Here is a 14,120-nt window from a genome sequence, read left to right as displayed (position 1 = left end):
GCGAAGGGGAATGACGCAATGAGCATCTTGGGTATCGAGCAGATCACGTACGGTGTCGACGACCTCGCGACGTGCCGGCGCTTTTTCGCCGACTGGGGCCTGAAGGAAGTCGCGCACGACGACACGCGCGCACGTTTCGAAACGCTGAACGGCTGCACCGTGCTGGTCGTGAAGGCCGACGATCCGTCGCTGCCGCCCGCGTTCGAAGCGGGCCCGACGCTGCGCGAAGTCACGTGGGGCGTCGCGACGCAGCAGGAAGTCGACGCACTGCGCACGAAGCTGGCCGGCCAGCCCGGCTATTACGCGCAGGACGATGCGGTCGGCTGCATCGATCCGAACGGGATGGCGATCCGCATCGAGGTGACGCGCAAGCGCGCGCTCGACATCACCGGCTCGCCGTCGAACGTGTGGGGCCGGACGGCGCGGGTCGACCAGCCGAGCCCGATCTATGCGCGCGCCGAGCCGGTCGAGGTCGGCCACGTCGTGTTCTTCACGAACTGCCTCGACGCGCAGGAGAAGTTCTATCACGAGCTGCTCGGCTTCGAGACGTCGGACCGCTATCCGGGCCGCGGCGCGTTCATGCGCTGCGCGCCGCACGGCGGCCACCACGACCTGTTCCTGCTCGCGTTGCCCAATGGCAAGCGCGGCCTGAACCACGTCGCGTTCACCGTGCGCGACATCCACGAAGTGTTCGGCGGCGGCATGCACATCGACCGCTGCGGCTGGGAAACGCAGCTCGGCCCGGGGCGTCATCCGGTGTCGTCCGCGTATTTCTGGTACTTCCAGAACCCGGCCGGCGCGCTGATCGAGTACTACGCGGACGAAGACGTGCTGACGCCCGAATGGCAGCCGCGCGAATTCGAACCGGGCCCGACCGTGTTCGCCGAATGGGCCGTCGACGGCGGCCTCGACGGCAACACTCGCCGGCAGAAGAATGCGAAGGCGCCGGAAGGCAAGTTCATGACGGAGCGCAAATCATGAGCGCAACGAACTCGCAGGAACCGGCCGCGCCTCGCACGGTCGTCGTGATCGGCGGCGGCCAGGCCGCCGGCTGGGTGCTGAAGACGCTGCGCGCGGAAGGCTTCGCGGGCCGTCTCGTGATGATCGCCGACGAGCCGCACCTGCCGTACGAGCGTCCGCCGCTGTCGAAGGCCGTGCTGGCCGGCGACGCCGACATCGAGACCGTGCGTGTCGTGCGCCCGGACGAATTCGCCGCGCTGAACGTCGAGGCATGGCAGCCGGAACGCGCGGTGTCGATCGACCGTGCGCGCCGCGCGGTGAAAATCGAAAGCGGCCTCGAAGTCGAATACGACCGCCTCGTGATCGCGACCGGCGGCACGTCGCGTCGCTTGCCTGACTCGATCGTCAGGACCCCGAACCTGCATTACCTGCGTACGCTCGACGAAGCGGCCGCACTCGGCGAGAAACTGCGCGCGAGCCGGCGTGTACTCGTGATCGGCGGCGGCTGGATCGGCCTGGAGGTTGCGGCGACCGCGCGCAAGCTCGGCGTCGAAGCGGTGGTCGTCGAAGGCGCGCCGCGGCTGTGCGGCCGATCGGTGCCGCAGGTCGTGTCGGACTTCCTGCTCGACCTGCATCGCGCGAACGGTGTCGACGTGCGCCTCGGCGCGGCGCTCGCATCGCTCGACGCGCAGCCGGACGACGCATCGAAGGTGCGCGCGACGCTTGCGGACGGCACGACGATCGACGCCGATTTCGCGGTGGCCGGCATCGGCCTCGCGCTGAACGCGACACTCGCGAGCGACGCGGGCCTCGCAGTCGACGACGGCATCGTGGTCGACGAATTCGGCGCGACCAGCGATCCGGCGATCTTCGCGTGCGGCGACGTCGCGAACCATCACAACGGCTGGCTGAAGCGGCGCGTGCGGCTCGAATCGTGGGCGAACGCGCAGAACCAGGCGATCGCGGCCGCGAAGGCCGTGCTCGGCGTGCGCGCGCCTTACGCCGAGATTCCGTGGTTCTGGTCCGATCAATACGACGTGAACCTGCAGATCCTCGGCGATCTGCCGGCCGATGCGCAGCTCGTCGTGCGCGGCGATCTCGCCGCGCGACGCGCGACGCTGTTTTTCGTGGGCGATGGGCATGTGAGAGGTGTCATCGCCATCAACAACGCACGCGAGCTCAAGCTCGCACGCAAGTGGATGAACCAGGGCCGGGCAGTGAACACGGAAGCCCTGGCGGACACGACCCAAGCGCTTGCCTGACCGGCGAAACCGGTACAAAGACCCAGGAGACACCCCGCATGAGCACTTTCGACAACGTCGTGGCCGGCAGGGCCACGATGGAAGCTGCCGCCTCCACGCCCGGCGCGATCATCGCGCGGCTCGAGCGGCTTCCGGCCAACGCGATGCAGATCCGCGCGCGCGTGCTGATCGGCACCGCGACGTTCTTCGACGGCTTCGACGTGATCACGATCGCGGCGACGCTGCCGCTGCTGATTCACAAGTGGGGCCTGTCGCCGACGCAGATCGGCATGCTGATCGCGTCCGGCGCGATCGGCCAGCTGATCGGCGCATTCCTGTTTCCCGCGCTCGCGGAGAAGCATGGCCGCGTGAAGGCGATCGCGTGGAGTTCCGCGGTGATCGGCATCACCAGCATCGCGTGCGGCTTCGCGCCGACGTTCGAGGTGTTCGTGCTGCTGCGGATCCTGCAGGGGCTCGGCCTTGGTGGCGAGCTGCCGGTCGCGGCGACGTACATCAACGAAATCACGCGCGCGCACGGCCGCGGCCGCTTCGTGCTGCTGTACGAAATCGTGTTCCCGATCGGCCTGCTGGTATCGATGGCGCTCGGCGCGTGGCTCGTGCCGCGGTTCGGCTGGGAGATCATGTACTTCGTCGGCGGGCTGCCGCTGATCCTCGCGCTGGTGCTCACGCGTCTGGTGCCGGAATCGCCGCGCTGGCTCGCGTCGCGCGGGCGGCTCCCGGAAGCCGGGCGCGCGGTCGGCGTGTTCGAAGCGTCGGTGCGCGGCGAACTGCCGCCGGTCACGCAGGTGGCCGCGTACGACGAGATGGTGCGCCAGCACCCGAAGCGCCGGATGAGCGACCTGTTCAGCGCCGCGTATCGCAAGCGCACGCTCGCGGTGGCGACGCTGTGGGCGACCTGCGGGTTCATCCAGTACGGGCTGTCCACGTGGCTGCCGACGATCTACAAGAACTTCTATCACGCGCCGCTGCAGCTCGCGCTGAATCTCGCGGTGATCGGCTCGGTGATGGGCGTGCTCGGTTCGCTCGCGTCCGCGCTGCTGGTCGACAAGCTCGGCCGCAAGCCGGTGATCGTGTGGTCGTTCGTGCTGTGCGCGCTGTCGCTGGCGTTCGCGGGCATCTACCACGCGTCGTCGGTGTACGTCGTCGCGACCTTTTGCTCGCTGTCGCTGGGGCTGATGGCATCGGGCTTCATCACCGCGTACGTCTATACGCCGGAACAGTATCCGACGAGCATCCGCGCGTCGGGCTGCGGGCTCGGCAGCGCGTGGCTGAAGATCGCGTCGTTCGCGGCGCCGATGATCGTGCCGCACGCGATCATCGGCGGCAATCTCGCGCCGGCGTTCTACCTGATCGGCATCGTGCCGCTGATCGCCGCCGTGACCGTTCATTTCGTCGGGATCGAGACGAAGGGGAAGGTGCTCGAAGCGCTCGAGGCATAAGCGCGGCGCGCGGCAAAGGCGATGTGGAAGGCCCGGACGATGTGTCCGGGCTTTTTCGTTTCGGGCAGCGGATCGCGCGTGCCGGACAGCGCGAACGCACGCGATGGCCGGCCTCCGGATAGCGTGTTCTAATTCATGCTTGCGTTTTTTTCCCGGCCGCCGCGATGCCCTTGTTCGAACCCGTCACGCTGCATACGTCCCGACTCGTCCTGCGTCCGCTTCGCGACACGGACGCTCATGCGTTCTTCGACCTCTGGTCCGATGCGCATGCGATGCGCTATGCGTCGTTCGCGCCGCTCACGGATTGGCGGCAGGCCGCCGAGCGCGTCGCGCGCAACCTCGCGACGACCGCCAGCGGCCAGGATCTCGTCTGCGTGCTCGAAGCCCGGGACACGGGCGACGTGCTCGGCGAATGCGTGCTGTTCCATGCGCACGAGCAATGCCGGCGTGCGGAAATCGGCTTCAGCCTGCGGCGCCGCTACTGGCGCGGCGGCTATATGCGCGAGGCCGCGTCGGCGGTCATCGACCACGCGTTCGGCACGCTGCGCCTGAACCGCATCGAGGCCGACATCGATCCGCGCAACGTCGCATCGGCCGCGCTGCTCGAACGGCTCGGGTTCGTCAGGGAAGGCGTGCTGCGCGAACGCTGGATCGTCGGCGACGAGGTGTCGGACAGCGCGCTGTACGGGTTGCTCGCGCGCGATCGTCGCGGGTGATGCGGGGTGACGCGGCGTGTCCGGTGCGAACGAATTGCGCATCGGCATCGTTCCCGTAGTCGCGACGCAGGAGCGGCGTTCGATCCGGCTGGCGGCTTGCCGGATTGCCGTGTCGAACGTACGCTTTGCCTACCCCCGACTCCATCAGCAGGTTACCGCCCATGCAAGCCCATCCTCTGCGTCTTTCCCCCGGCGACGATCTGCGCGCGTCGATCGAGCAGGCGTTGCGTCGACTCGACGCGCATGCAGCATTCGTGATCCAGGGCATCGGCAGCCTGAACGTCGCGCAGCTGCGCTATGCCGGCGTCTCTGCGCCGACCGAGCTGCGCGGCGATCTCGAGATCCTGACGCTGGCCGGTTCGGTCTCGCCGGACGGCGCGCACCTGCACATGGCGGTGTCCGACGCGCACGGCCGCGTCTCGGGCGGCCACGTCGCGAGCGGCTGCGTGGTGCGCACGACCGCCGAGATCCTGCTCGTATCGTTGCCCGCGCATCGTTTTTCCCGCGAGCACGATGCGCTCACCGGGTTCAACGAGCTGGTGGTCCGTCCGGCGAAAGACTGAGATCGCGCGGGCCGGGCCGTTCACGATCGTGCGTCCATCGCAACGACGCACGACCGGCGGCGACGATTCAACGGGCCGTCTTGCCGACCACATGGCGCCGGCAATGTTCGAGATACGCCTCTTCGTGCGCGGCCATCAGTTCGATGATGCTTCGCCACAGCCATGACGGCGCGTCGGCCGTCTTCGGGTGCTGGCGCCGCAACTCGCTGCACCACGCGCGTTGCGTCGCGTGGTCCATCTGCGCGGCATGCGCGTTGCCGATCACCAGCGCCAGATAGCGCGCGACTTTGACCGCATCGGCCTCCGACATCCGTTCCGCGTCCAGTTTCAGATCCTGCGGCATCAATTCGCGTATGACGACGGGGCATCCGTCGAGGCGTGCCGCGCACATCCGGCTGCCCAGCATCGGCGATACGTGCCGCGCGCCTTCGAGCACCCGTTGCGCGGGATCGCGCGGCATGCGCACGCCGGGATCCTTCGGGGCCTTCGCCGCCGCGGCCTCCTTGATGTCGATCAGATACGGCGGATGGCCGTCGGAACACGCGTCGTCGATATCGAGCATGACCGCGAAGCGGCGCCGTCCGAGCGAGCTGCATCCCTTTACCCAGAAGGCGGCGTCGAGCACCTTCATCCTCGCGTCGCGGTGTGGCGCGCGGCTGAGCGCCGCGCCGATCGGCGAATCCGGGGTGGATTCGAACAGCGCGTGGATGGCGCTCCGCTCGCGCTCGGACAACGGCCAGAAGCGTTTGCCGAGCGGAATGCGCGGCGTGACGTTCTGGATCGTCTGCCGGTCGAGCTTGCGCCACGATCGGTGCAACGCCGCCTTCATCGCGATCTTGATCGCGGCTGGGCGTTGCAGGTGACTGGTCTCGGCGCGGTGCCGGCTGTCGAACGCCTGCTCGTATCCGGCGATGAGCGCTTCGACCATCCGCCACGTGATGATGCCGGGCAGATCGGAGCTGCGCGCCGCGGTCGCGAGCGAGAAGCCGAGACGCAGCAGGTCGTGTACGGGATTGCCGATCACGCTCTGGTCGAGATCGCGGATCTGCACGGCAACCTCGCCCGTCTTCGCCGCGACGGGCCCCAGATTGCCGAGATGGCAGTCGCCGCCGATCCATACCGCGGGGCCGTCGGGCAGGGTGCCGGAGCGATGGTCCGCGAGCCATGCGTAGAAGCGCTCGGCGCTGCCGCGCGTATACGTGTGTATCGAGCGCGCCATCTTGCCGCTGCGCAGGCGCGCGAGAATCTGCGCGCGCTGGTCGCTGGACGGCAGCCGTGCCGATCCCGATGCTTTCTTCGCCACGATGCGTTCTCCTTCTGTTCCGCGGCATGCGTCGCCGGTGCGTGTGCCGGCTCGCGTGACGTCGGTGTATCCGGCGCCGCGCCGGCCGGCGCGGCTCCACCTGCTCAACCCGGCACGAACACGCCCAACGCCGCGACCGCCATCGCGAACGTCGCGAGCCAGCCGCCCCAGGCCAGCAGGCCGGTGATCGCGAACTTGCCCATGATGCGCGTGCTGTGGGCCATCAGCATCATCACGACCATGATCGGCACGGCGGTCACGCCGTTGATGACCGCACTCCAGTAGAGCGCGCGGATCGGGTCGAAATGCATGAACGTGATCGCGACGCCGCCGATGATCGCCAGTGCGATGACCGCATAGAACTCGCGCGCGACGCCGAATTGCAGCGCGAGGCTGCTGCGCCAGCGGAAAGTGCCCGCGGCCGCATAGGCGGCCGACCCCGCGAGGACCGGCAGCGCCAGCAGGCCGGTGCCGATGATTCCGAGCGCGAACAGCACGTACGCGAAGTGCCCGCCGATCGGCTCGAGCGCCCGCGCGGCATCCGCCGACGTCTTCACGTCGATGTGGTGCAGGTTCAGCGTGGCCGCGGCCGTCAGCGTGATGAAGAACGCGATGACGTTTGATACGCCCATCCCGACCCACGTATCGAAGTTGATCCGGCGCAGCTGCGCGGGGGCCTGGTGAGGCGCGTGCCGCAACGACTGCTGGTTCGGCACCGCGCGCAGCTCCTCGACTTCCTGCGATGCCTGCCAGAAGAACAGGTACGGGCTGATCGTGGTGCCGAGCACGGCGATGACCGTGGTCAGGTAGGCGGCGGACAGCTGGACGCGCGGCAACACGAGCGCACGGCCGACCTCGCCCCACGGGACGGGTACGATGAGCGCCACGGCGACGTAGGCGAGCAGGACCAGCGCGGTCCATTTGAGCAGGCGCGCGTAGCGGTCGTACGGCACGAGGATCTGCAGCAGGGCCGATGCGCCGCCGAGGCACACGACGTAGAGTTCTTGCGGGCCGTTCAGCAGCAGCTTGACCGCCGCGCCCATCGCCGACAGGTCGGCCGCGATGTTGATCACGTTCGCGACGATCAGCAGCACGACGGTGACGTAGAGCAGCCACGGGGGATAGTGCGTGCGTATGTTCGACGCGAGGCCCTTGCCCGTCACGCGGCCGATGCGCGCGCTGACCAGCTGGATCGCCGTCATCAGCGGATACGTCAGCAAGAGCGTCCACAGCAATTCGAAGCCGAACTGCGCACCCGCCTGCGAGTACGTGCCGATGCCGGACGGATCGTCGTCCGCGGCACCGGTGACGAGGCCCGGCCCGAGGCGGCGGAGCCACGTTGCGGCACGCGGACGCTGCTCCGCGGAATCGAGGGACTCGTTGTCGTTCATGATCGCGACTCGTGGGGAAGGGGGCAATCGAGTCGCAATTGGCATGCCCGACGGAACGCGCGGCGGCGCGGGCGGGTTATGGGATGCGACCGCCAGACGCGGTGCAACCGAACGCAATTTGACGCGATGGAAAACCGGCTCGGCCGACGGGCGGGGAGCGGCGGTACGGCAGGGAGCGCACGACGTGCTCGCGTGCTCGTGACGGGGGGAACCCGAACCCAGTTGGAGAAGCGACGGACGGTGCCGAGCGATTCGCGCAAGTCGCTATCGCTGCGACGTGCTTGACGTGTCGCGGCGAACGCTCATCGGTCGCGGCGATTGTCGGATGGTTGGCGTATTCGTACTGCCGCTACCGGCGAGCCAATGCCGCCGATGGCAAGCGAAAGAATCTCGGAAGGCGCCGCGGATCACAGTTGGCGCCCAGGCGCCGCGACACGCACGCAACCGGCGCGGCGCCCGGTCGGCCTCAACGGGCCGCCACCGCGACGCCCCGATTACCGCGCCCGGACACGAGGCAGCTCGACATGAACGCTTCGCTTTGGCTGTCGGCCGCCGCGCTGCCGAAGCCCTTGCCGAGCGCGGCGTATTTCACCTGCTCGGCGCCCTGCGAGCAGGCGGTCGGGCTGGCGTCGCGGCCTTGCGCGTGCAGCAGTGCGCGATCGCCGATCAGATAGACCAGCAGCGCGAAAAAAGCGATGTGTACGACTCGTCTCATGGTTCGTCTCCTCGTCGCTCAAGCGTAACGCGGAGACGTTTCTCGAAGCACTTGGGGCTTCCCCCGGTAAACGTCTGCAGAAATGACGGCGAGCCCGGCTGATCGTGTCCCGTTTTTACCGTGCGGACGACGAAAAGGCACGTTGGCCCCCCGCATCGCCGCGCGACTGACGCGAGTTTGACGAATGTCAGACGGCGGGCAGGTCGAGACGGTCGTGCCGGCGATCAGAGCGATAGCATGAATGCATGTTTCAACGGAACGCGATGCGCGGCAGGCGATGGGCGCCGCGGCTCCGAATGCAGCGAGTACGAATTGAACATCGCTATCGAATTAGTGAGGAATCCAAATGCTTAACGTATCGTCCGTCCTGATCAGTCTCGCGCCGATGTGGGCGATTCTGCTGGTTGCATCGTCAGCCGCGACCTATCTCGTGTTCTGGCGCAAGGTCATCAAGTAAGCGGCGAGCGCCGCATCGCGTGCCGCTTATCTGACCGCCGTCACCGGCACGTTCGAAATCCGCACGAGGCGGCCCATCATGCTGCGACCGAACATCGACAGCATCTGATGAAACGGATCGTGCCGCGGCGCGACCACGACGATTTCGTCGCAGCCCGTCTCGGCCGCAACGGCCGCGATCGTGTCGGCCACCGGCCCGACCTTCTTCACGACGCTGTATCGGACGCCGGCTTCCCGCAGCACCCGTTCGGCCGTCGCCAGATCGTCGCACGCGAACTGGTCCTCGATCGAACGCAGTCGCGACAGCGAGTGAAATGCCTCGAGCCGCGTCGCTTCGAGCGGCGGCTGGACGTTGATCAGCACGATTTCCGACGCGCAGCGTTCGCGATACAGGAAGGTCGCATGGCGGACCGCCTGCAGCGAACGCGGCGAATGACCGACCGGAACCAGCAGCTTGAGCATGGAAGATGCTCCGGAATTGAGATGTTTGCAGCGTAGCGCGGCGCCGGATCGCCCGACCTAAAGAGATCGGGCGGCCGCGTAAAAATGTCGTCAACGTCCGCCGCGCCTATTAGAAATATAAGAAATTTAAGTTTATGCGCATAAACGTTTTCACCGACCGGCCGGGCGGCGGCCCCAGGCGGGCCGTCGAGTGGCGCACCACGCCGATTTAGTCGGATCCTCAATGAATCGCGGCGGAAAATATCGGAGGTCGGCGATCCGGCGTCGCGTAGAGTAGTGCATCGGCCGCGGCGCGGCCTTCTCCCGGGCGGTCCAGGCCGTTCGGGACGGACCGCCGCCACGCTGCGGCCCGCCATTCCATTCCGATTCCAGGAGACCTCGCATGCCGCATGGCGCCCCGCAGCTTCTCGCACCCGCTTCCATCACCGTCGACCCGATCGTGCGCCTGTCGGCCGGCGAACTCGCGTCGGCGATCCGCGGCAAGGCGGTCTCGTGCGTCGAGACGATGCGTGCGTATCTCGATCACATCGAGCGCGTGAACGGCGCGGTGAACGCGTTGATTTCGCTGCGCGATCGCGCCACGCTGCTCGCCGAAGCGGCGGAAAAGGACGCGGCACTCGCCCGCGGCGAGTACCACGGCTGGCTGCACGGAATGCCGCAGGCGCCGAAGGATCTCGCGATGACGAAAGGGCTGCGCACGACCTACGGCTCGCCGATCTTCCGCGATCACGTGCCGCAGGCCGATTCGGTCGGCGTCGGCCGGATGCGCGCGGCGGGCGCGATCTTCATCGGCAAGACCAACACGCCGGAGTTCGGCCTCGGCTCGCATACGTTCAACGAAATCCACGGCGCGACGCGCAATCCGTACGACCTGACGAAGAGCGCGGGCGGCAGCAGCGGCGGCACGGCGGCGGCGCTGGCCGCGCGCATGCTGCCGGTCGCGGACGGCAGCGACTTCGGCGGCTCGCTGCGCAATCCGGCCGCGTTCTGCAACATCTACGGGTTCCGTCCGTCGCAGGGCCGCGTACCGCGCTGGCCGGGCGTCGACGTGTTCATGCAGCAGCTCGGCATCGAAGGGCCGATGGGCCGCACGGTCGGCGACGTCGCGCGGCTGCTCGCGATCCAGGCCGGCTACGACCCGAACGATCCGCTGTCGCTCGCGGAAGATCCGGCCGTGTTCGCGAAGCCGCTCGATACGGACCTGCGCGGCAAGCGCATCGCGTGGGTCGGCGACTGGAACGGCTATCTCGCGACCGAGCCGGGCGTGCTCGCGCAGTGCGAACAGGGCCTCGCGACGCTGCGCGAGATCGGCTGCGACGTCGATGCCGCGCTGCCGGCGTTCGCACCGGAGCGCATCTGGCGGCTGTGGCTCGCGCATCGGCACCTGCTGTCCGGCGGCGGGCTGCTCGCGCACTATCGCGACCCGGCACGGCGTGCGCTGCTGAAGCCCGAGGCGATCTACGAGGTCGAAGGGCTGCTCGCGATGCAGGGGGCCGAGGTATTCGACGCGAGCGTCGAGCGCACCGCGTGGCACCAGGCCGTGCTGGGCTTCTTCGATCGCTACGACTTCATCGCCGCGCCGACCGCGCAGGTGTTTCCGTTCGACGTCGAGCAGCGCTGGCCGAAGGAAATCGCGGGCCGCGCGATGGATACCTACCACCGCTGGATGGAAACGGTCGTGCCGTGGACGCTGGCCGGCTGCCCGGTGATCAGCGTGCCGGTGGGCTTCAACGATGCGGGGTTGCCGATGGGGATGCAGCTGATCGGCCGGCCGCGCGCGGATCTCGCCGTGCTGCAGCTCGCGCGCGGCTACGAGCAGGCGGCCGACTGGGTCGGCCGGCGGCTGCCGGGCTGGATGGCTGCGTAATGCGACGGCCGGCGGGCCGGTGACACACGCCGAACGCAAGTGACGAACCGGGCGGCCGCGTGCCGCCCGGTTCGTTTCCACACCTCGAAACGCGCTGGCTAATCCTGCCATTGGTGCGCCGGGCATCACGCTGTCGCACAACAGCGCCGGCCGACACCGGCGCAGCGCCGGCGCATACCGGGCGTCGCCGGGATTGCCGCGGTGCAGGAACGAATCGCGGCGCCAGCCCGATATCGCGCGGCAAATTCGGATGAATCCGCGCGCCGGGCGACGGTCGTGCCGGGCGATTTCGTATCGATGTGTTTCAGTCGTTGCGGCGGCGCGCGGCGCGCTTCGACAATATCGGCCTCAAACATATTCGGGCACGAGGGAAACACATGAAGCACAATCGCGCGACGGGCAAGCACCTGGCATCGGCGGGCATCGCCTTCGGCATCATGCTCGGCGTGAACGGCACCGCCCATGCACAACTCGACCTCCAGTCGATCGGCTCGGCGCTGCTCGGCGGCGGGCAACAGCAGGCCGCACCCGCGCAGGGCGGCGTCGCGCAGTTGATGCAGGCGTACGTCGGCGCGAACCAGCAGGTGCTGGTCGGCCAGTCGTCGCTCGCGTCGGCGATGGGGCTCACCGGCGCGGCCGGTCAGGCGCAGCAGGCCGCCGGCCTGCTCGGCGGCGGCAATGCGCTGACGCCGGCCGCGCTGTCGCAGATGGGCGGCGCGCAGCAGTCGGTGTCGCAGGCGCTCGGCCAGGCGTTCGCGAGCGGCGGGGCGTCGCACGGCCCGATCGACAAGCAGGCGTTCAGCAACGGCCTGGCATCGCTCGGCCAGGGCCTGACGCAGTACTCTCAGCTGCAGTCGGGGCTCGGTAATCTCGGTTCGACCAGCGCGGCATCGCTGCTGCAGTCGGGCCTGAATCCGCAGAACATGCAGGCCGCGTCGTATATCGCGCAAAGCGCGCCGGGCCAGTTGCAGTCGCTCGCGTCGACGCTCAGCCAGGCCGTGCAGTTCGCGACGAGCCAGGGCATTGCGGTGCCGTCGGTCGCGTCGTCCGCGCTGAAGCTGCTGCCGTAACGCGGTCGCACCCGGTGCGGAGCCGGCCGCGCGCGCGGCGATCCGGGATGGCCCCGCGCAACATGGGGATATCGCTCGATGCTATCGTGGCGTGTTCCCCGTTACCGGTGCCGGTTCATGACTGACTCGTTCGACCTCTCGCGCTACTTCGCCCGCATCGGCTACGACGGCCCGGCCGAGCCGACGCTCGACGTGCTGCGACGGCTGCACCTGCTGCAGCCGCAGGCCATTCCGTTCGAAAATCTCAATCCGCTGACCGGCGCGCGCGTCGCGCTCGACCTGCCCGCGATCGTCGACAAGGTGGTCGGGCGCCGCCGCGGCGGCTACTGCTTCGAACTCAACAAGCTCTTCTACACGGCGCTCACGACGATCGGCTTTCGCGTGACGCCGCTGATCGCGCGCGTGCGCTGGATGCGGCCGCCCGAGCTCGTCACCGCGCAGACCCACATGCTGCTGCGCATCGATCTCGACGGCGCGGCGTGGCTCGCCGACATCGGCTTCGGCAGCGCGACGCTCACCGCGCCGCTGCGCTTCGTGCCGGGCGAGCGGCAGCTGACGCCGCATGGGGCGTTTCGCGTCGTCGACGCGCCGGTCGACGGCGAATTCGACATGCAGTTCCAGATCCCCGACGGCTGGCAGACGACCTACCGCTTTTCGCTGAAGCCGGCCGAGTGGATCGATTACGACGCCGCGAACTGGTTCACGTCGACCTATCCCGAGTCGATCTTCGTCAACGACCTGATCGCCTGCCGCGTGCTGCCGGACGGCCGCGCGGCGCTGTTCAACACCGTGCTGACGCTGCGCGACGCGGCGGGCGCGGGGCGCACCGTCACGTTCGACGACGCGGCCGCGTGGGGCGCGTGCCTGCGCGACACGATCGGCATCGATACGACCGGCTTCGACCTCGACGCGTTGTTCGCGCGGGTGGCGGCGCGGGCGAACCCGATGTAATGCGTCGCGGGCCGCGACGCGACCGTACGCAATCCCGCCGGCCGTGCGTGGCGCCTGCAGGCGCCGCACCAGCCGCGCGCATGAGGACGAGACGATGACCGACCTTCATCCGGACGCCCCTGACAGCACCGCCGCGCGCGTCGCGCTGTGGCGCGCGCTGCACGTCGAGCTCGATGCGCCGCCGCACGTGCTCGTGGACGAAATCGGACTGCGCCTGCTCGCGCCGGCGCCCGGCTGGCAGCAGCGCGGCGACATGGATCCGCAATTCACGCGGCCGTTTCGCGCGTCCATCGTCGCGCGGGCGCGCTTCATCGAGGATCTCGTCGTCGAGCAGGCCGCGCGGGGCGTGAGCCAGTACGTGATCCTCGGCGCGGGCCTCGACAGCTTCGTGCAGCGCCGGCCCGAGATGGCGTCGCGCCTGACCGTCTTCGAGGTCGATCCGCCCGCGCCGCAGGCGTGGAAGCGCCGCAGGCTGACCGAGCTCGGCTTCGGCGTGCCGGACTGGCTGCGGTTCGTGCCGATCGAATTCGAAGCGAAGCAGTCGTGGCGCGACGCGCTCGTGCGCGCGGGCTTCGATGCCTGCAAGCCGGCGGTCGTCGTGTCCACCGGCGTCAGCATGTACCTGACGCGCGACGCGAACGCGGCGGCGCTGCGCGAAGTCGCGTCGCTCGCGCCGGGCTCGACGTTCGCGATGACGTTCCTGCTGCCGCTCGAGCATGCCGATCCGGACGTGCGCCCGGCGCTCGAAATGGCCGCGAAGGGCGCGCGCGCGAGCGGCACGCCATTCATCAGCTTCTTCATGCCGGCGGAGATCCGCGCGCTCGCGACCGGGGCCGGCTTCGCGCGGGCCGAGCATGTGTCGGCCGCGGAACTCACGCGCCGCTACTTCGCCGATCGGACCGACGGCCTGCGCCCGCCGGACAACGCGGAAGAGCTGCTGGTCGCGACGGTGTGACGTCGCGACC

At 68.6% G+C, this 14,120-nt stretch carries 13 protein-coding genes; 9 read left to right on the top strand and 4 right to left on the bottom strand.

Annotated elements, in window-relative coordinates:
- The first annotated feature begins 18 nt into the window (after nt 1-18).
- From U5A56_RS25135 to U5A56_RS25115, 5 genes are all read left to right on the top strand, one after another.
- The gene (locus U5A56_RS25135; protein WP_124520782.1) at nt 19-981 is read left to right on the top strand and encodes a VOC family protein; all 963 of its coding nucleotides are present in this window, start codon (nt 19-21) and stop codon (nt 979-981) included.
- Nucleotides 978-2,222, top strand: a complete 1,245-nt coding sequence (locus U5A56_RS25130; protein WP_321925088.1) for an NAD(P)/FAD-dependent oxidoreductase — start codon at nt 978-980, stop codon at nt 2,220-2,222. Before U5A56_RS25135 ends, U5A56_RS25130 begins: the two co-directional genes overlap by 4 nt.
- Nucleotides 2,223-2,260: 38 nt before the next feature.
- Nucleotides 2,261-3,661, top strand: a complete 1,401-nt coding sequence (locus U5A56_RS25125) for an MFS transporter (RefSeq protein WP_044843182.1) — start codon at nt 2,261-2,263, stop codon at nt 3,659-3,661.
- 164 nt (nt 3,662-3,825) lie between these two features.
- Entirely contained in the window at nt 3,826-4,377 is a 552-nt protein-coding gene (locus tag U5A56_RS25120; protein ID WP_321925086.1) for a GNAT family N-acetyltransferase, read from the top strand.
- Nucleotides 4,378-4,538: 161 nt separating this feature from the next.
- The gene (locus U5A56_RS25115) at nt 4,539-4,940 is read left to right on the top strand and encodes a PPC domain-containing DNA-binding protein (RefSeq protein WP_321925084.1); all 402 of its coding nucleotides are present in this window, start codon (nt 4,539-4,541) and stop codon (nt 4,938-4,940) included.
- A gap of 67 nt (nt 4,941-5,007) precedes the next feature.
- On the opposite strand, the gene U5A56_RS25110 is transcribed toward U5A56_RS25115, so the two are convergent.
- The 4 genes from U5A56_RS25110 to U5A56_RS25095 all read right to left on the bottom strand — a co-directional run bounded on the left by U5A56_RS25110 (nt 5,008) and on the right by U5A56_RS25095 (nt 9,267).
- Entirely contained in the window at nt 5,008-6,243 is a 1,236-nt protein-coding gene (locus tag U5A56_RS25110) for a DUF2252 family protein (protein ID WP_321925082.1), read from the bottom strand.
- Nucleotides 6,244-6,347: 104 nt separating this feature from the next.
- On the bottom strand, nt 6,348-7,634 hold the full coding sequence (locus U5A56_RS25105) for an Nramp family divalent metal transporter (protein ID WP_321811618.1): 1,287 nt from the start codon (nt 7,632-7,634) through the stop codon (nt 6,348-6,350).
- Nucleotides 7,635-8,100: 466 nt separating this feature from the next.
- Nucleotides 8,101-8,349: an adhesin gene (locus U5A56_RS25100; RefSeq protein WP_321925079.1), complete on the bottom strand. Its 249-nt coding sequence runs from the start codon at nt 8,347-8,349 to the stop codon at nt 8,101-8,103.
- A gap of 483 nt (nt 8,350-8,832) precedes the next feature.
- Nucleotides 8,833-9,267 (bottom strand): universal stress protein, encoded by a 435-nt coding sequence (locus U5A56_RS25095; RefSeq protein ID WP_044843188.1) that lies wholly within the window; start codon nt 9,265-9,267, stop codon nt 8,833-8,835.
- A 382-nt stretch (nt 9,268-9,649) separates the two neighbouring features.
- Here U5A56_RS25095 and U5A56_RS25090 point away from each other — a divergent pair, with 382 nt between their 5' ends.
- From U5A56_RS25090 to U5A56_RS25075, 4 genes are all read left to right on the top strand, one after another.
- Entirely contained in the window at nt 9,650-11,134 is a 1,485-nt protein-coding gene (locus U5A56_RS25090) for an amidase (protein WP_321925077.1), read from the top strand.
- 377 nt (nt 11,135-11,511) lie between these two features.
- Nucleotides 11,512-12,204 carry a hypothetical protein gene (locus U5A56_RS25085; protein WP_321925075.1) on the top strand — a complete coding sequence of 231 codons (693 nt, stop codon included), beginning with the start codon at nt 11,512-11,514 and terminating at the stop codon, nt 12,202-12,204.
- Nucleotides 12,205-12,321: 117 nt separating this feature from the next.
- Nucleotides 12,322-13,155 carry an arylamine N-acetyltransferase family protein gene (locus U5A56_RS25080; protein ID WP_044843191.1) on the top strand — a complete coding sequence of 278 codons (834 nt, stop codon included), beginning with the start codon at nt 12,322-12,324 and terminating at the stop codon, nt 13,153-13,155.
- Nucleotides 13,156-13,249: 94 nt separating this feature from the next.
- Nucleotides 13,250-14,110 carry a class I SAM-dependent methyltransferase gene (locus U5A56_RS25075; RefSeq protein WP_321925073.1) on the top strand — a complete coding sequence of 287 codons (861 nt, stop codon included), beginning with the start codon at nt 13,250-13,252 and terminating at the stop codon, nt 14,108-14,110.
- Nucleotides 14,111-14,120 lie beyond the last annotated feature (10 nt).

The sequence above is a fragment of the Burkholderia sp. BCC1998 genome, assembly GCF_905339875.1.
In the GTDB taxonomy this organism is placed as follows: domain Bacteria; phylum Pseudomonadota; class Gammaproteobacteria; order Burkholderiales; family Burkholderiaceae; genus Burkholderia.
The sequence above is the reverse complement of the archived record's forward strand: the minus strand, read 5'-3'. Positions and strand labels throughout refer to the sequence as shown.